15 protein-coding genes are annotated in these 17683 nt (G+C 58.2%); 5 read left to right on the forward strand and 10 right to left on the reverse strand.

Annotated features, from left to right (window positions below):
- Positions 1-11 precede the first annotated feature (11 nt).
- A complete protein-coding gene (locus RBT76_01985) occupies positions 12-866 on the reverse strand; it encodes a T9SS type A sorting domain-containing protein (GenBank protein ID MDX9856539.1) in 855 nt (284 codons plus the stop codon).
- A 378-nt stretch (positions 867-1244) separates the two neighbouring features.
- On the opposite strand from RBT76_01985, the gene RBT76_01990 reads away from it, so the two are divergent.
- Positions 1245-3734: a FlgD immunoglobulin-like domain containing protein gene (locus tag RBT76_01990; GenBank protein MDX9856540.1), complete on the forward strand. Its 2490-nt coding sequence runs from the start codon at positions 1245-1247 to the stop codon at positions 3732-3734.
- 40 nt (positions 3735-3774) lie between these two features.
- Positions 3775-5400, forward strand: a complete 1626-nt coding sequence (locus tag RBT76_01995; GenBank protein MDX9856541.1) for a FlgD immunoglobulin-like domain containing protein — start codon at positions 3775-3777, stop codon at positions 5398-5400.
- A gap of 62 nt (positions 5401-5462) precedes the next feature.
- Here RBT76_01995 and RBT76_02000 read toward each other — a convergent pair whose 3' ends face one another.
- The 7 genes from RBT76_02000 to RBT76_02030 all read right to left on the reverse strand — a co-directional run bounded on the left by RBT76_02000 (position 5463) and on the right by RBT76_02030 (position 12928).
- A complete protein-coding gene (locus RBT76_02000) occupies positions 5463-6896 on the reverse strand; it encodes a PDZ domain-containing protein (GenBank protein ID MDX9856542.1) in 1434 nt (477 codons plus the stop codon).
- Positions 6886-8256, reverse strand: coding sequence for a trypsin-like peptidase domain-containing protein (locus RBT76_02005; protein MDX9856543.1), 1371 nt, complete (start codon positions 8254-8256; stop codon positions 6886-6888). The genes RBT76_02000 and RBT76_02005 overlap by 11 nt, the downstream gene beginning before the upstream one ends.
- A 203-nt stretch (positions 8257-8459) precedes the next feature.
- Entirely contained in the window at positions 8460-9317 is an 858-nt protein-coding gene (locus tag RBT76_02010) for a toast rack family protein (protein MDX9856544.1), read from the reverse strand.
- Between the two features lie 59 nt (positions 9318-9376).
- Complete coding sequence (locus RBT76_02015) at positions 9377-10729, reverse strand: polymer-forming cytoskeletal protein (GenBank protein ID MDX9856545.1); 1353 nt, start codon at positions 10727-10729, stop codon at positions 9377-9379.
- Between the two features lie 46 nt (positions 10730-10775).
- Positions 10776-11735 carry a DUF4097 family beta strand repeat-containing protein gene (locus tag RBT76_02020; protein MDX9856546.1) on the reverse strand — a complete coding sequence of 320 codons (960 nt, stop codon included), beginning with the start codon at positions 11733-11735 and terminating at the stop codon, positions 10776-10778.
- Positions 11736-11764: 29 nt separating this feature from the next.
- Positions 11765-12325, reverse strand: coding sequence for a sigma-70 family RNA polymerase sigma factor (locus RBT76_02025; protein ID MDX9856547.1), 561 nt, complete (start codon positions 12323-12325; stop codon positions 11765-11767).
- Between the two features lie 126 nt (positions 12326-12451).
- A complete protein-coding gene (locus RBT76_02030; GenBank protein ID MDX9856548.1) occupies positions 12452-12928 on the reverse strand; it encodes an SRPBCC domain-containing protein in 477 nt (158 codons plus the stop codon).
- A 187-nt stretch (positions 12929-13115) separates the two neighbouring features.
- Between RBT76_02030 and RBT76_02035 the strand changes: the two genes are divergently transcribed.
- Together RBT76_02035 and RBT76_02040 are read left to right on the forward strand one after the other, a co-directional pair.
- Complete coding sequence (locus RBT76_02035) at positions 13116-13877, forward strand: class I SAM-dependent methyltransferase (GenBank protein MDX9856549.1); 762 nt, start codon at positions 13116-13118, stop codon at positions 13875-13877.
- Positions 13878-13950: 73 nt separating this feature from the next.
- On the forward strand, positions 13951-14847 hold the full coding sequence (locus tag RBT76_02040; protein ID MDX9856550.1) for a DMT family transporter: 897 nt from the start codon (positions 13951-13953) through the stop codon (positions 14845-14847).
- Positions 14848-14868: 21 nt separating this feature from the next.
- On the opposite strand, the gene RBT76_02045 is transcribed toward RBT76_02040, so the two are convergent.
- Entirely contained in the window at positions 14869-15939 is a 1071-nt protein-coding gene (locus tag RBT76_02045; GenBank protein MDX9856551.1) for a hypothetical protein, read from the reverse strand.
- Positions 15940-16114: 175 nt separating this feature from the next.
- Positions 16115-17107 carry an NAD(P)-dependent oxidoreductase gene (locus RBT76_02050; GenBank protein MDX9856552.1) on the reverse strand — a complete coding sequence of 331 codons (993 nt, stop codon included), beginning with the start codon at positions 17105-17107 and terminating at the stop codon, positions 16115-16117.
- Positions 17108-17160: 53 nt separating this feature from the next.
- Here RBT76_02050 and RBT76_02055 point away from each other — a divergent pair, with 53 nt between their 5' ends.
- Positions 17161-17658 carry a DUF427 domain-containing protein gene (locus RBT76_02055; GenBank protein ID MDX9856553.1) on the forward strand — a complete coding sequence of 166 codons (498 nt, stop codon included), beginning with the start codon at positions 17161-17163 and terminating at the stop codon, positions 17656-17658.
- The last annotated feature ends 25 nt before the right edge of the window (positions 17659-17683 follow it).

Genomic DNA, 17683 nt, shown 5'->3' on the forward strand with positions numbered 1-17683 from the left:
ACAAATCTGGTTTATTTGACGAAGGTCATTTTTTTCGTGAGCGAGCCGCCCTCGTGGCTCAGGCGGTAGAAGTATACGCCGCTGGGAAATCCGGATGCATCAAAAGTGACCGAGTGGACACCAGCTTCCATATGTCGGTTCACGAGCGCCGAGACCTCCTGGCCGAGGACGTTATAAACCAGAAGCGAAACGGGGCCTGCGCTTGGCAGGGAGAACTCGATTATGGTACTGGGGTTGAAAGGGTTAGGGTAGTTCTGCGCCAGTCCGTACGAGGTCGGCAGATCCACGGACCCCGGCTCATCGCCTACAGCGGTCGTGACGCGGACGAAAACCTGCCCGGACTCGAATCCCGGAAGGAGCGTACGCGCATCGGGACTAATGAACTCCATTCTCCGCCAGAAGTGGAACTCGGTGCTGCCGATCGTAAACGACGAATCGACATTCACTGAGTCTATACCATAGGCGCCGGGAGCCAGCGGATCGGCCACCGAGAAAAACACGCTGCACAGCAATCCTTCGGCATCATCGACCGCCGGCGGCGGCGTGGCGCCAAACGGCGGAATCACGGTGATTATCCAGCCATCGGAATAGCCGTCGTAATGAACCTGGCCGGAAAAGCCGGCCGGAAAGACCGAACCGCTCAGGGAAATCGAGTCGAGCGTCAACGCGGCGTGATCAAACCGAATAGGCAACATGGCGCCGGAGAATTGATCGTTGTTACCGCTCATCCAAATAGGTACGGCGACCTGATCTCCGGGCTCGGCTTCGATTGAGTCGATCGACACGATGCCGGTATACTGTGCCGAGACCGACCCGGCCAACAGAATGCCGGAAACCACAAGTATAATCATGAGCGTTTTGGTCATTTCTATCACCTTTCCGTTCAGCTCAGCCGTTTTCTTTCCAAGTCCTCCAACAGGCGAGCCGCCTGTCGTTAACGGTCCTGTGCAACGGCCATGCCGAACCGGGATACGTGGAAATCCGAAGTATGCACACAATATACATTCCGCCAAGCCCTACGTAAACCGTTTATTGACATGGCGGTACAACAGGAGTTCGGCGGCTGAACAGCCTACTGAGAAATGCCCCAGGTGGGCTTATGCAGAGCTCTATCCGCAGATCATTGCATATCGGCGCCGGCAGACGCAGTGAATCGCTCGTCCTCAAGTGGTTGACAAATACAGAACTCAACATAGATTGTGAATACAAGCACAAGTAAACTATCCCACAAAACCGGGGGAGATATGTCTACATGTCATCATGCGATAGCGACCTGCGCCGCGGTGCTGCTGTTCGCCACGCTTTCATTTGCCCTTCCACCCGCCGATCGCGAAGGAGCACCCACGAGCACCGACGCCTCCATTGTCGATAATTCAACGTACATCGATGCCAACGCCGTCCTGATGTTCGTCACGAACCACGGCAACTTCGGCCGGGATCTATCCGACGTGTTCGGCAACGATCACGGCACGTACTTCCCGTACACCGGAATTGAGGCTATCCAAAACGGCTCCAACATCCGCTCGCCTTTGTATGCAGCCGGCCTCTGGCTCGGCGGCAAGGTGAATGGGGATATCAGAGTGGCAATCTCCGAATACGACGACGAGTACGTGCCCGGACCGATGTCTGATGGCACTTATCAGGCTGACAGCCCCGATTTCAAGGTCTACAAGCTTTATCGCGACAGTCTTTCCACTAACCCCAACGATGACTACCTCAACTGGCCCGAAGACCAGGGTGCTCCGGTTGATGCGCTGGGCAACCCACTCATGATCGGTGAGCAGATGCTCTGGACGGTGTTCAACGACGCCGATCCGGCGGAACATACCAATTACGCCGGCGAGACCGATCCGCTTGGGATCGAAGTTCGCATGACTACCTGGGAGATTACCGGTACTACGCTGGACACGATTTACGTCGACGTTGCCGACACCGCGGCCCATACCGGTCCGTCGCACGACGTGGTTGAAGTCTGGTCGGTCGGACAGCCCGCTTACCCGGCGGACCAATACGAAGTCACGTTCACGGATACGTTTCTCGTGGACGGTGAAGACACCGTGTACAGCCTGTGGAACCTCGACAATATCACGAAGGATCAGCGCTTACTGGCCAACCAGCGTGGCGAATGGGGCGACGCGAATCCCGCGGTGGTACAGGGCTTCAAAGTGCATGTCATTTCGTTGCCAACAGGCATCGCTATCGAGGAAATCGCTACCGACACGGGCGCCGTCGCCCCACCTGACGACGTAGCATATTCGCTTAACTCGTCTCAAGACTGGTACGTGTCATCCGATGAAGGCTCCAATTTCTCGCGCCTCAATTGGCAAGGACGCCTGGGCACATCAGACTGGGAAATTCGCTTCACGACCGACAGCTCTGAGTACTACAATTGGAGCGATGACGCCAAATTCGCGGATCCCGCACCGTTCGAGATCTGGAATATCGGCGACGGCACGCCCGATGATACCACTGACGATGTGCGTATCTTTTTCTCAATCATTGATGACGATGCCAGCGGTGGCTGGAGTTGGGGAGACCGCATCTATCCCTGGGAAGTGGAGTACTACGAACCGGCGCCTGACTATGCGTACTCCATCTACAGCTTCCCCGAGGACTTCCACATCGGCCGCATCGTTTTCAACGACTATTCGGATAATCTCTCGGTTCCGGTTGAAGGGACTGTTGTCCGGTTCACGACATACAGGGACTTCTACAGCACGTCGGCGGATACGTTTACATTCACACCGCCGATTCCCGAGCAGTACACGGTCGGCACGGATGCGCAGAGCACGGCAGTGTACCTGCAGTACGAGTTGTTCAACAAGGGAAGCAATCAGATAGACAGTATGTTCGTGAGCATCTGGGCCGATCCGGATATCGGCGGGGCAGGCGATGATCTCTACGGCTGTGACTCCACGCTGGGCATCATCTATGCCTACAATGCCGACAACGATGATCACCAGTATGGCGCCAGCCCGCCGGCGGCTGGATTCCGCCTGCTGTACGGCCCCCGCATACCGGGTAGTATCGCCGACACGGCGTTCTATTTCGGCCAACTCTATCCCGGCTTTGACAACCTCGGAATGACAGCTACCAACAAGTACATAAACGGCCTGGACCCGAACGACTACGTCGAGACCTTCAGATACATGAAGGGGCTAAACGCCGACGGGTCACCATACACCTACAACGGCCATGTCACGACATTCGTCAACTCAGGAAATCCGCTCACCGGCACCGGCGACCTCGACGCCAACCCCGCCGACCGGCGTATGATGGGTTCCATGGGACCAATCACCATGATGCCCGGCGACAGTCAGTATGTACTCGTAATGTTCGCCGTCGGCCAGGGTACCGACCGCCTATCGTCGATCACACAGATGTACAACGTCATGTCGGCCTATCCGAATATCCCGACCGATGTCGGCGACAGCAACCCCGAAACCGCCCTCCCCAGCGACTTCACACTCGCCCAGAACTACCCCAACCCGTTCAACCCGACCACCACGATCAGCTACGCCCTGCCGCGCCAGTGCGACGTTGAGTTGATTGTGTTGAACGTTCTGGGGCAAAAAGTGGTGACGCTGGTCGATGAAACGAAACCGCCCGGAAACTACAGCGTAGTATGGAATGGTACCGACGGCGACGGCAACCGCGTTGCCAGCGGTGTGTATTTCTACCGACTGCATACTGATGACTGTACCGCGTCACGGAAGATGTTATTGCTGAAATAGCGGCGCGACCCACGCCGCACAAACAAGGGCGGCCCCCAGTATGGGCAGACATGCAGGTCTATGCCTTACCGGAGTGGCGTTGATCCTGATGTGTTCATCGAACCTCGCAGCGCCTCTCGAACGGCCGGGTTCGACCGGCACGCTCGATAACCTCCTTATCGATGATTCGACCTGGATCGCCGCCAACGACGTCCTGATTTTCGCAGGCAACACCGGAATATTGGCTCGCGATCGCACAGGCACGTTTGGCTGGGATGCGGGGTTTTTCTACCCGTTCACGGCGGTCGACGACATCATCAACGGCATAAATACGAAAACGGTGATGTATGCAGCCGGGGTGTGGGTCGGCGGACGGGTCAATGATTCGATCCGCATCAGCATGAGTCAATACAGCTCGGAATATTGGCCGGGACCGATGATAAACGGTTCGTTTGACACAAACGCCGTCGACGACGCCGGCTACCGCGTCTACTCGCTGTATGCCGACAGCCTCGCCGGCAACCCCAATCAGTCGTACCTGAACTGGCCGACCGACCAGGGGGCGCCGGTGGACGGCGACGGTAACCCGGCGATGCGGGGCGATCAGTTGCTGTGGGCGGTGTTTAATGACGCCAATCCGGATCAGCATGGCGTCCTCGGCGGCGACACCGACCCGCTTGGAATCGAGATCCGTCAGATGATCTGGGGGGCGGATAATCCGGATCAAACGACTGCCGTGTTCGTGCAGTACACGATGCTCAATCACGGGTCAAACGTGATCGACAGCTGTTTCGTGGTTTTCTGGACCGATCCGGATCTGGGCTGGGCCGGTGATGACCTTATCGGATGCGACAGTGTCGACAACATCTTTTACTGCTACAACGGTGATGCGGAGGACGATCTTGCCAACGGCGGCTACGGCATGCAGCCACCAGCGGTTGGCGTCAAACTGCTGGCCGGACCGCTGGTCCCGTCGCCGGGCGACACGGCGATCTTCGACCGCACTCTCGTGCCCGACTACCGCAATCTGGATCTGTACTCCGTTGTAACGTATCCGACGGGAGGCGATCCGGCCGTCGTTGCGGAATCATGGAATGTCGTTCGTGGACTCAATGTCAACGGAACGACGAAGATCAACCCCGTCTCCGGGCTGCCGTCACGCATGTGGATGACGGGTGACCCGGTCGGCGGGACAGGCTGGCTCGATACGGCGCCTGCCGATCGTGTCATGATGGCCGCCGTGGGACCGTTCACATTCAACCCCGGTGACAGTCAGTTTGTACTGCTCAAGATAGCCGTCGGCCAGGGGACCAATCACCTGTCATCGATCACGGATCTTCGCGCGGTCCTGAACAACCCTGCGGGGACACCGACTGGAGTCGGGGACGACCCACGCGTGTCCCTGCCGCTCTCGGCGTCGCTGGAGCAAAACTACCCCAACCCCTTCAACCCGTCGACCGTCATCAGATACACACTACCTGTGCAGTCGGATGCCCGTCTCACAGTATACAACGTCCTCGGACAGGAAGTGGCGACGCTGGTCGACAGGAATCAGCCGGCGGGCACGCACAGTGTCATCTGGAACGGTTGTGACTCACGCGGGATGCCTGTCGCAAGCGGCGTCTACTATTACCGGCTCTCTACGGAAGCTTTCAGCGACGCGCGCAAGATGGTGCTCATTCGCTGACCGTGCGAGCATAAAAAAGGGCGAGTGAGACCACTCGCCCTGAGTCATGGATGTGTTCCTGCTTACTGAGTTTTGACGTTGACGAACATCGTCTTGTTGTTACGCCAGACGAAAAACACGATCTCGGCGGGGTCGTCCTTCAGCTTATCCTCGAGCGCACCGCGCGCGTCATCGACCGACATTACGTCGGCGCCGCCGACTCGCTGTATTACATCGCCGAGGCGCAGCCCGCCGATATTGGCCAGCCCGCCCGGTTCGAGTTCTGACACCACGACACCGGTCAGCGATTCCGGCTCGACATTAAACATCATGTAGTCGGTGAAGACGAGGTCGCGGACTTTGAATTCCAGCTTCTTGTTTTCATACTCATCGGCGTCGGTGGCGGCGATCGGCGCGTTGCTCAGGACCGCCGTCAGGCTGACGGTGTCAATCCCCTCGTCGCCGGGTCGCACCACGGTAAATTCAACCGGCGTGCCTGGGCCCATCTCCGAGATTCGTCGCTGAAACACGGGCAGTCTCTCCTCGGCATCGACCTCGATCGCCTGGCCGTTGACTTCGATAAGGATATCTCCGACTTTCAGCCCTGCCGAGTGAGCCGGCGATCCCGTAAGCACTTCGTTGACGATGATACCGCCGTCGGCTTCAACCGCAAAAAACTCCCGAATATCTTTGGTCAGTGCCTGCAGTGTAATGCCGAGCCAGCCGCGCTCGATTTTGCCCTTGACGGGCGGATCGGCCACCAGCGCGGCGATCTTTTCGGCGCCGATCAGACCCATGATGGGGAAATCGTCCCCCCCAAACGAATCCATCCCGCCTTCAGAGGCGCCGGCCGGATCGGGGAGCGTGCCCAGCACACCGAGCGGTGTCAGGCTCTGGTCGAACAGCACCGAGGTCAGCTCGTGCGGTCCGAATCCGACAATCATGGGAAACGATTCGGGTATCTCGATCAGTGCCGACACCATGCCGATGTCGGCTGAAATGCGGGGCGTGACAAACTCCGGAAGCAGGAAGTAGAGCGCCACCCAGCTGCCGACGGTCAGCCTGGTCGATTTGCTGAAGCTCACGAACGGGAATTCGGTTTGCGCGGAGTCGACGATTCGCGCGAAACCGATCTTGGTGTACCGGTCGTTGCCGATATACTCACCCTGGTAGGTTCGGGAGCCGTCCAGCGTCTTGAATTCGATTCGCGTGGGGGTGGACTTGATTGAGAACGACGAGAAGGAGCTGAACGGGTCCGACAGATCCAGCGATGAACCGTCAAACAGCACGAGGCCGTCCTTGCGGACGATCGTCGCCAGCAGACGTATCTCCTGCTCGGTTGTCTGCATGCCGAACGACAGCTCGAGCTTCATTTCCATGATGAGCGTATACTGCTCGACTTGTTTTTTCAGCTTTTCGAAGTCGAAATCCGTCGTAATAGCTCCTGAAGCGCCGGGGGATGCCACAAGCCCCAGCAGGAGTACGCCGAACGCCCACAGCAACCGCCTAGCCTTCAAGTCGCACCTCCTCATCTTTATCCAGATTAAGTACCACAAGCCGCACGGCGCCTCCGCGTCGAGTCGTCAGCAGTATCTTGCCGGTGACGTCCGCGAGCTCACCGTAGCGCGTGATGAACTCACCCAGATCCTGTACCGGCGTCTTGTTGAGATGCGTGATGACGTCTCCGGACCGCAGCCCTCCGAGATCCGCCGAACTCACGCGTTTGACGCCTGTCACGTAGACACCGATCGAATCGCGAAGCTGGTTGTCGATCTGCATCTGTCTGGTAATGCCCTTGACGGTGAATCCCCACGAGGTCACGTCGAAATCTTCCCCCTGCAAATCACCGAGTTCGCGGGTTGCCAGTGTGAACGAATACTCCTGCTCGCCACGCAAGACGGTCAAGCGGACATCGCTGCCGGGCGGACGCGAGGCGATGTTGTTGTAAAACACGGGCAGCTCTTCAAGGAAACGGGCCGATACCGGCACACCGTCGACGGCAAGAATGATGTCACCCGCCGTGATGTGCGCGTCCTCGGCAGGAGATCCGGGATCGATCGACGATACCAGTACCCCGCGATTGCGCCCCGATCCGAAATAATCTTCGAGTTCCTGCAGCGCCTGGCAATGTACGCCGATCCAGCTGCGGTGCACTTTTCCGTCGGCGATAATCGCGCTGGTCACCGCCTTGACGATATTGATGGGGATGGCGAAACCGATGTTGTTGGCGAACAGTGTGGCGCGGGAATTAATCCCAATCACGCGGCCATCCAAATCCACCAGCGGTCCACCGGAATTGCCAGGGTTGATGGCCGCATCCGTCTGGATCCACAGATTGTACCGGCCGGTTCGTTCACCGCTGGGCAGGCGAACATCGGAACTGAAATACCGATCCTTCGTGGAAACGACTCCCGACGATACCGACCGCGACAGCGACAACGGCGATCCCATTGCCAGCACCTGCTGTCCGACCTGGACGGAATCCGAGTCGCCGAACGCGGCGACCGGAATTGCGCCGGTGTGATTGCTCAGGTCAAGTTTGATGACAGCGATATCGGTCGGCGGATCGCCGCCGATGTACTCGGCCTGCACCTGTTCTTTGTCCCATAGAGTGCAAATGATCCGTACCGCCTTGCCGGCTACGTGATAATTGGTGACGACATAACCGTCGGGATGGAAGATGACGCCCGAGCCAATGACCGCCTGTTTTTTCAGTTCGCCGGTGTTGTAGTCCTTCACTACCGGCTGGATATGCACGAGGGCCGGATACACCCGGTCCCGGGCGCGGTAGATGCGTTCCTGCGTCGTCTGCGACCAAGCCTGTCCGACGATCAGCAGAGTCGTTGCCAGTAGGGTCATCGCAAAAGCACGTTTCATGTCGTCTCCTTACGGGTCAGCCTATCGCCTTATAACGCCGGAAGATCGGATTGGTTCGCCGCTACGCGGACGACCGGTTTCTTCAGTATAGAATCGTGCCGGCAGGACGCACAAGCATTGAAATCGGCCGCAATCGGCCGATAGAAAAAGCCGTCCGGCGCCGGCACCGGGCGGCTTGCTCACATCTGGCAGATGACCGGCCCCTAGCGAGCCCTGATGTCTATCGAACCCATCCCCACATCGAGTCGAAGGGTCAATTTGGCTGCGGCCTTCTCGAATCCCGCGGACTCCCAGACCCCGGACGAGACCTTTTCGAGATCGAGATCGTCGAAATCGATCGATGTGAACCAGCCGCTGTCGTCGCTTTCGATCCGCAGCGCCAGGCCCTCGGGGACGACGATGTCGGCGGAACCCATGCCGATGTCGAAGTCGGCGACTGATTCGCCTTTCCATTCACCGCGCAAGTCGACATCGACCGAGGCCGCGCCGCAGTCGAAGCTCAGGTACTCGCAATTGGCGTTGCCGAGCATATTGAATTCCACCGAGGACGCGCCGACATCGACAGTCATTTCACGCATGCGCTCGGGATTAGGCTTGGAGAACTCGATAAGTCCCGAGGCTGCGCCGACATCCAGCGAAACTTCGGTCAGCGGCATGCCGCCGAAATCGATCTCGGCGTCACACGCGCCGATATCGAAGTGCACTTCTGCGGGGAGTTTCTCCGAGAGTGTCAATTCCCAGCTGTTTTCGATACGGTCGACTTTTCCCCGCTTGGTGATCTCGCTCTCCAGAAGCAGTTCTCCCACTCCATTCTGTACGTCGTAGGTCACCGAGTAATCCACCTTGTCGGGCTCATAGGATACGTCGAGTACCGCCGCCTCAGGGATGTCGGCAGCCCGAATGAACAGCTCTCCGGCGCCGAAATCGCATTCGACATACAGCGACTTGGCGTCTTTGACGTCCACGCGTTCCGTGGCGCGCTCGATCGGCCCCGCTGTCGCCGCCGCCACGATCACCAGTACCAACACACCCGCAGCAAAGCCCTGTTTCCCTGTCCTCATGCCAATACCTCCCATTTCGTGAATGTGCGATTCCTCCCCTAGAGATACGGAAAGACGGCTCATTCGTTTCCTGAAGATAGCGGAGATGATCCCGGCCGATGCGATGGTGGGGGGGTCGGGGGCGGTCCCATCACCGGCGGCGCCTTGGGAATCGGCGGCGGGGCGGGCGAGGTATCGGCCTGACCCGCCTGGCGGTCGCCATACGCCACATACGGCCGGAAACCGAATCGCGTCAGAAATGCCGCGCCCAGCCCGGTGCACACCGGATACAGACTGCCGACCGTCACCAGCACCAGTAAAACCGTGCCGATCGTCGTTGACGTCGGATCCGAGGAACCCAGAAGATACGCGACCAGCAGCCAGACCGCGGCAAACATGGTGACTCCCAGCAGTGATTGAAACATCAACGATTGCTTGCGACCGAACAGCCGGAGCATCAGACGGTTAATGACCCGGTTACCGAACGTAATCACCCCGAGGGAAATGGCAATCAGGTAGGCAAACGGAATAGCGATGGTAACGACGATGCCGATAATGGTCACCGCAAAGACGGCCATTGCCGGTCCCATAAGCAGCAACAACAGCAGTCCAAGCCAGAAACTCCGCAACTGGTAGCTGCTCACGCAGCCCTGGATATTCCGGAACTGACGCGGCGCCAGCGACACGAGCACGAACGTAAACACCAGCCAGAAGACAAAAACGCCGAAGACTACCCACATGTACTGGGCTGAAAGGTCATGCAGGACACTCATCGGGTTGCTGGTTTCCGTCAGCGCGCCGAGGACGATTCCACCCGCCTCGACATCGATTTCCGGCGCATAGATGCTGCCATCGACCCGCCCGTGCGGCGTTACGAGCACCCGCTGCAGCGAGCGAATGTTCCCTCTCACCCAGCCCTGCACTACCACTCGCCCGGTGGCGTTGATATCCCCCTCGACAAACTGTTCGTAGCCGACATTTATGTAGGAGGCCACCGGTTTCACTTCGAGCCGTTCCGTGCACCGTTGCTCGACCGGCATTCCCACATCGGTGGGTCGTATATCGCTTCCGGGCAGCTCACCCTCCACGAATTCGTCGGTCTGAAAGTCGTAGCTCCACCGGTTGCCGAGCGTATCGTAGGCGATAACACCTTCAGGTGACAGCTCGATTTCGTTGAAGAGGATATCTCCCGGCTGAGCGCGACGGGGACCGACGCTGTCATCGGATATCGGCACCGAGGTTTCGGCCGGGGCGAAAGGTGTAATCGAAACGGAATCGGAGGAGTCAGCGGAGAAAGGCCCGGTGGATTGGCGGTCACTGGCGGGCGCTGAGGGCGAGTCTTCACCTTGCGCCGGAGCGGAGAGGACCGCTGCCGCCAACAGGCAAACGCCAGCAGCGATTGGCAGCAGTTTGCGCGATACATCCTGCATCATGGTCACATCCCATGCGACCCGCGCGGGGGCTCTCCCGGTCGGTCGACTAGAATTGGGCGACCGTCACGTCGCCCGACCCCGAAATGAGGTTCACTTTTACGCCTCCGACTCCAAAGCGGCCAACAACTCCCTGGCGAGAATACTTCTCGATCGATACGGGAACGTCGGTTTGGATTTCTCCCATGTCGGACGCGATGTGTAACAGCCCCGATGCCGTTACCGGCACGAGGAATTCGATATTACCTGATTGAGTTTCGACGAAATAGTCGCGATTGCTTTCCAGATTCGTGCGAATCGTCACATCGCCGGTCCGTGTCACGATGTCCAGCGAACCGGTCTCCTGCTGGATATCAATCGAAGCCGCCAGCGACTTCACCCGGATATCTCCGTCTACCCATTTCAGTGCTATCTCGCCGAGGGGTTGGCGGACTTCCACCGGCCCGAATAACAGCTCACCGTGTGTCGAACCCGCGCCGTTGTCGACCGCGATCGCCCCTTCCAGGGTGTTTAACTGTATCGCGGCGTCAGACGACGCAATGGTCACCGAACCGGTCAGGTTGCTGACACTGATCGGGCCGGCCGCACTGGTAATCACAACGTCGGTGTATTCGGGAACTCTGATCACGTAATCGACCTGCCCTTCGGCGATCCGGCTGCCGTTTCCGATCAATTTGTCCCAGAACGAGGGGTCATAGTCGGCGATCTTCCGGTACGCGGTCGTAATCTCGATGCCGTCGTCCGTTTCCTGCGTCTTAATGGAGATGTGATCGGCGATCACCGCGGCCTGGTCCATGCCAACGGCATCGACGAGCTTCACTGCCTGCACGTCGACGACGTCGGACGGTTCTCCGGTGACCGTGACGCTCCCGGAAACCGTCGTCAGCGACAAAACGACGCGGCCGTTGACCTGGTACGTCTCGTGCTGAGTGAACCGGTATTGCTTGGCACTAGCCGGGGCGGCTGCCAGGACGAACGCCAGCAGGATGGAAGTATATACACAGCGCATGCTCACCAGTCCTGAAACCGGCCGATCGTTTACAGGTGTCGAAGTTTCTTTTTGAGCAACTCTCGGGCACGGAAAATCCGTGCCTTGACCGTACCGACCGGTATACCAAGTAAATCGGCGATTTCCTCGTAGGATTTATCTTCCTTGTGCCGGAAGACGATTACCTCCCGGTACTTTTTCGGCAGCGAATCGATTGCCTCCTCGATACTGAACCGTTGTTCCTTGCGGACCAGATCGCGCTCCGGATGGTACGAATAGTCCGGCACTTCGATCTCCAGGGTCCCGTCATGGGTCTCCATGGGCCGATCCAGCGACAACGCCTGAATCCGGCGCTTGCGGAGGTAATCGATCGAGGCGTTGGCGGCGATTTTATACAGCCAGGTCGAGAACCGGTACTCGGAGCGATAACTGGCAAGCGACGAAAACGCCTTCATAAAGGTCTCTTGAACGAGGTCGGCCGCGGCATCGTCATTGCGGACTATCTTATTGATAATATGAAAGATAGCCGCCTTGTGCTGATTCACGAGGGCGGTGTAGGCCTTCTGGTCGCCCGCCAGGGCGCTGGCAATAAGTTTCTCGTCGTCGTGCAAGAAAGACCTTCTTCAGATACGGCGCGTCGTTTCCCGGGGTTTCAACTGCCGGGCCAATATAACTATCTGCACCGCATGAATAAATGAAAAATCCGCTCCCGTCACGGCGGAGCCGAAATATCCTTGTCAGCTGTTCACGTAGGACTGGTTATACGTTCTGCGAGGATTGTGGCTCCGCAAATCGATGCCATGTTCGAGATATGCCTTGAGGCTGGTGAGAAAAAATACCCAGCCCGTCTTGCACCCCATGTGCGTGTGGACCCGGTCTTTCGGGCCCGTTTTCATCCCGGTCTGCTCCAACTCACAAATACAGCCGTTTTTGATAGACTTGATCCGAACCGTTACAAGGTCAACGGCAGGTCCAAAGGTGAACGATACCAGGCCGGGTTTGCGAAGCTGAACAAATCTGAGGTCGGCCTTGTCGCCGCCGATAAATTCCAGATAAAGCCGACCGCCCTTTTCAGGCTCGGACTCGGCCTTTTCGGCGAACCACGCCGACAAATCGGCGGCATGTGTCCACGCCCGAAACACGCGCTGGGCGGGCGCCGCTATCTCGATCCGCAGGACAAAGCGGGTCCAGTCATAGGAGAACTTCTCGGCCATCATCCACCTCTTTCTGAAACCCCTCCCGGGGTGATTCACCGGCGTGGTTGGACGGAATTCCCTCCTTTGTCCGCCGCATGGTGTCAAATTTTACACAATCAGCATCGTGCATACAAGGGAAAAGGCGGACGCCGGTAATGGCCACGGTCGTGTCTGCCTATATATGAAAGTAGATTTGGGGTGAGAGATGCTGTATAACCATCCGCAGTATTACGAGGCGGCGTTTTCCTTCCGGGATATCCCGGCCGAAACCTCTTTTATGGGCGCCGCTATTGAACGGTATTCCGCAATCCCGGTGAAACGGGTGCTGGAGATCGCCTGCGGCCCGGCGCCCCACGCCGGCGAATTCATTCGGCGAGGATACCGGTATCTTGGTCTTGATATCAATGTCGCCATGTTGCAGTACGCCGAGTCCTCGTGGTCGCGCGTTTCGCCGAAACCGCTGCTGTTTCAAGCCGACATGGTTTCCTTCACCTCGCCCGAGACGGTCGACTTCGTGTTTGTCATGCTGGGGTCGCTGTATCTGAATTCTCTTGAGGAGATGCAGACTCATTTCGACTCGGTTGCGGCGGCGCTCAAACCGGGCGGTCTGTATTTTCTCGACTGCTGCATCCAGTTCAGCGACATGATGGTACCGGTCCACACCAGCCGCGTGGTCACCGCGGGAGATCGACTATCGGTCGATTCGTCGTTTGATATCCGCCTGGTCGACCCGGCGCAACAACTCTATGAGGAAGTGTGGCGCATCGAAGTCAACGACGGAGGGGAGAATCACCGTTTCGAAATGATTGAGCGTAACAAAGCGCTCTACCCGCAGGAGTTCCTGCTTTTCATGAGTCAGCGACCCGATTTCGATTTCGTGGGATGGTGGCGGGACTGGGACTTCACCAAGCCGCTCAACGCCGGCTGTCATCCGGAACGTCCTATCGCCCTGGTCCGCCGCGTTTGATACGCACCCGTCCCCCCCGATCCGGTTTTTCCTTTGACATTCACGGTGTAGCACAGCTAACTGTCTGCGTCATATGCCGCTGACCACTACTCAAAAGACCCGCCTGGCCGATTTGGGCCTGCTGTACGCCGCAGCTATCTGGGGTGCAACATTCTTCATCGTCAAAGATGCGCTGTCCGGCATTGACGCGGTCACGATGGTGGCCTACAGGTTTCTGATCGCGGGCGGACTGCTGTTGATCTACCTGCTGAAAACCGGGCGGCACGTCATGGAGAATTTCCGTTATTCGGTTCCCCTCGCCATCATGCTGTGGTTTCTGTATGTCCCGCAGACACTGGGCCTGAAGTACACCTCGGCATCAAATTCGGGGTTCATCACCGGCCTGTTCGTCGCGTTTGTCCCGTTGTTTCTGTTGACCATCTTTAAACGGCGCCCGACCGTCATGGAAGTCGTGGCGTCGGCGATATCGTTGATCGGTTTGTGGATTCTAACGGGGGGTCTGCACTATGTCAATCTCGGCGACGCACTCACATTGGTGGCGGCGGTGGCATACGCACTGCATTTGCTGTATGCCGATCGCTATATGAAACGGGGGTTCGACCCGTATGTCTTCTCCTGCCAGCAGTTTCTGCTCAATGGTCTACTGGCGCTTTTTACCTCGCTGATAATCGGGCTGCCTCTGAACATCACGACCGACCATGCGTTTTGGACCGTGATATTCCTTGCTGTATTCCCAACGTTGTCGGCGTTTCTGATCCAGATGGTTGCACAGAAGATCACCTCCCCCCTTCGCGTCTCGCTCGTATTTGCGCTGGAACCGGTTTTTGCTGCGGCCTTTGCGTGGACGATCGGCGGCGAGCAGGTTGTCCTTCGGCGGGCGGCGGGCGGATTGCTCATCGCCGTTGCGCTCGCCTTATCCGGGCTGCCCACTCCTTCATTCCTGAAACGTCGGACCGGCGAGCCTGCCTGAGGACCGCCGGTCGATGCGCGGTCACTTCTCGAACTGGCTCAGATCGAGTCGGTCCAGGTGTGTGGATATCGGGCAGTCGACTCGCCACACACCGGTCATCGGCAGGTCGGTTTGCTCAGGTGGAAGATTGAAATCTCCGAATGTCCCCTTGATCGTACCGCCCTCCCCGGAACCGTCGGCAAACTCAAATGTCCCTTCAAAAACGCCGTGGCTTTCGCCGCACAACGGGCACATCCTGTAATCATCGAACCACCAAATTCCGTCGACCCAGGCGATGATATGATCGGTGAACCAACCGGTAACCCAGCCGCTGAATGTCCGGCCGTTGGCAGCCGTTGTGGTGAATGTTCCGAGAAGATAGCCGAGCGGCGCTCCATCACGCGATCCCCACACCGCCTCAAAAGTCCCGTTACCCCGATCGCTGCTGTTTTGCAGCCACCGGCCGACTATCGTTCCTCGCGGGCAGAAGGTGTTCAGCGGCAACTCATGCGAGTGGATGATCACGCCGTTGTGTGCGTCGACCTGGTGAAACTCCGTCAGTGACGCCAACTCCTCGACATGGATCTCCGCACTGAACGGACCGGTCTCGATAGTCACGCGCGGGGCGTCGAAATAGACATTCCCGCGTTTGAAGAACACCACGCAGGTATATCCGTCGAAATCATCGCCGGTCGTCGTAGAGATCCACGGGAACCACACCGGGGCATTCACCGGAATAATCGAGTCCGCTCCCGGCTCGAAACCGATTGGCGCAAGCGCTTCCGCAAATCCCTCGAAATTGATGTGCAGTGTCCCGCTCCAGTCGGTGGTGTCGGGGTTCGGTGTGCCGGTGTTGAACGTATAGCCCCAGATTACGGTGAGGGCGTAAACATCATACGATGTGTCGGTTACCGACGGCAGATACTCCGGCCAGCCATAGATATAAAGAGATTCGAGCGACGGGTACGCTGGATCGAGAAACGGCTGAACCGATGAATTGACGCTTGAGCCCGTATCCGGCGATGCGGTTGGTCCTGCCGGGCTCCGTTCGCCGTTGCAGGACAGCACCGACAGAACAAAGATGATCAGGAGTGCATACTTGAGATTTCGCATTGATTCACCACCAGTCCTCAGGGTGACAACAATTTCAATCTCCGGGCACCGGAGACAAGACGAGCGTGCGACCTGATGTACGGCCGGAGATCACCGGGCATCCATAATTTAGTGGCGCAGCGGCAATCTCACAAGTCCTAACTTGATTCGACTTCGGACCGGCGCCGCCTTAAGGTTATCTTACGGCGCGATAGACTGATGAAAAGTCCTCTGAGCCCAGTCCTTGCGCCCGCGCCATACCGAACATTTCCCGCGCGATGCCGCCGGTAAACAGCGGTCTTTTTAGTTCACTGGCGAGATCCTGCAGATAATGAAGGTCCTTGTAGATAGCGTCGACCGAGAAGTGCGGGGCGAAATCCTCGGCCGCCAGCTTTTGTCTCTTCGCGTTCAGGATAGCGCCGCTGCCCGCACCCGCCGCCAGTATGTCGAGTGCGGTCGCCTTGTCGATACCGGACGCCTCGGCGAAGGCCAGTGATTCCGCCAGCCCTGCCATGATTACACCGAGGGCCATGTTATTCACCAGTTTCATGCGGGTCGCAAGACCCGGAGTACCGAGATAGAAGATCGAGATCCCCAGCATCTGCAGAAGCGGCGTGACTTTGTCGTACGCGGCCTTCGCCCCGCTGACGGCAATGGTTAGCGTCCCCTGTGACGCCGGGACGACACTGCCGAGAACCGGCGCCTCGATATATTCGGCTCCGGCCTGGCTGAGCAGATCGTAAAACGACAGAACGCTGTCGAAGTGATTGGTGGTCGTGTCGATGATGATTCTCCCTTCGCACGCGCCTTCCATCAACCCGTTATGCTCGGCAATAACCTCAAACACGGCGTCGCTGTCAAAGAGGTTGAGAATCACCGTGTCGCAGGCGTTGATGACGGCCGCAGGGCTGTCAACCACTGTCGCCTTGAGCGTCTCGGCCTTCGACGGGGTCCGGTTCCATACCACCAGTTCGACACCTTGAGACTGGAGCCTGCCGGCCATCGCCCGGCCCAGGCTTCCAAGACCTATAAATCCAACCGTCATTCCGGTACTCCTCTGCAAATAGCCGTGTTGTTGCCTGCGCCAAGAAACGACTGTGATTCGCCCGGCGCAACCGGCGATTGACCCGACACCCGTGTAGTTCGACCGAATGAACAAATGCCCCGTGTCGGCGGTTTCAGTAAACATACCGGCATTTTCCTCGACGCGCCTGAACCTCAATGACTACCGAAAGGGGCAGCATGAATCGTCCGATGCGGATTGAACCCGCGCCCGGGCAGGAATCGGTGTGGGACTACCCGCGCCCGCCGCGAGTCGAATCGACGTCGCGACATATTGAGGTCTTGTTTAACGGTCGAACCATAGCCGACTCACGACGATCGATTCGCGTCCTCGAAACCGGCCATCCTCCGACCTATTACATTCCGCTGGCTGATATCCTCCCGGATTGCCTGGTCCCTTCGCGCGGAGAATCGCAGTGCGAGTGGAAAGGACGCTGCCACTACTACTCGGTAGTCGTTGACGGCAAGAAGGCGCAAAGCATGGCGTGGTACTATCCGGATCCCAGCCCGCCGTATTCTGATCTGAAAGATCATGTCGCCTTTTATGCCGCTCCGATGGACGCCTGTTATGTGGACGGCGCACTGGTTACTCCGCAGCCGGGCGGATATTACGGCGGATGGATCACGCCCGATATTGTCGGCCCGTTCAAAGGAAGTCCGGGCTCGGCGGGCTGGTGAGGCTGACAGCCGGGCTTCGGGCCGA

The sequence above is a fragment of the Candidatus Zixiibacteriota bacterium genome, assembly GCA_034003725.1.
GTDB lineage: Bacteria > Zixibacteria > MSB-5A5 > GN15 > FEB-12 > WJMS01.

Excerpts from the sequence above, each read along its gene's own strand:
- RBT76_02010 (MDX9856544.1), bottom strand. The coding sequence starts at position 9,317 with ATGAGGACAGGGAAACAGGGCTTTGCTGCGGGTGTGTTGGTACTGGTG.
- RBT76_01990 (MDX9856540.1), top strand. The coding sequence starts at position 1,245 with ATGTCTACATGTCATCATGCGATAGCGACCTGCGCCGCGGTGCTGCTG.
- RBT76_02050 (MDX9856552.1), bottom strand. The coding sequence starts at position 17,107 with ATGTTTACTGAAACCGCCGACACGGGGCATTTGTTCATTCGGTCGAAC.
- RBT76_01985 (MDX9856539.1), bottom strand. The coding sequence starts at position 866 with ATGACCAAAACGCTCATGATTATACTTGTGGTTTCCGGCATTCTGTTG.
- RBT76_02040 (MDX9856550.1), top strand. The coding sequence starts at position 13,951 with ATGCCGCTGACCACTACTCAAAAGACCCGCCTGGCCGATTTGGGCCTG.
- RBT76_02055 (MDX9856553.1), top strand. The coding sequence starts at position 17,161 with ATGAATCGTCCGATGCGGATTGAACCCGCGCCCGGGCAGGAATCGGTG.
- RBT76_02020 (MDX9856546.1), bottom strand. The coding sequence starts at position 11,735 with ATGCGCTGTGTATATACTTCCATCCTGCTGGCGTTCGTCCTGGCAGCC.
- RBT76_02030 (MDX9856548.1), bottom strand. The coding sequence starts at position 12,928 with ATGGCCGAGAAGTTCTCCTATGACTGGACCCGCTTTGTCCTGCGGATC.
- RBT76_02015 (MDX9856545.1), bottom strand. The coding sequence starts at position 10,729 with ATGATGCAGGATGTATCGCGCAAACTGCTGCCAATCGCTGCTGGCGTT.
- RBT76_01995 (MDX9856541.1), top strand. The coding sequence starts at position 3,775 with ATGGGCAGACATGCAGGTCTATGCCTTACCGGAGTGGCGTTGATCCTG.
- RBT76_02005 (MDX9856543.1), bottom strand. The coding sequence starts at position 8,256 with ATGAAACGTGCTTTTGCGATGACCCTACTGGCAACGACTCTGCTGATC.
- RBT76_02045 (MDX9856551.1), bottom strand. The coding sequence starts at position 15,939 with ATGCGAAATCTCAAGTATGCACTCCTGATCATCTTTGTTCTGTCGGTG.
- RBT76_02035 (MDX9856549.1), top strand. The coding sequence starts at position 13,116 with ATGCTGTATAACCATCCGCAGTATTACGAGGCGGCGTTTTCCTTCCGG.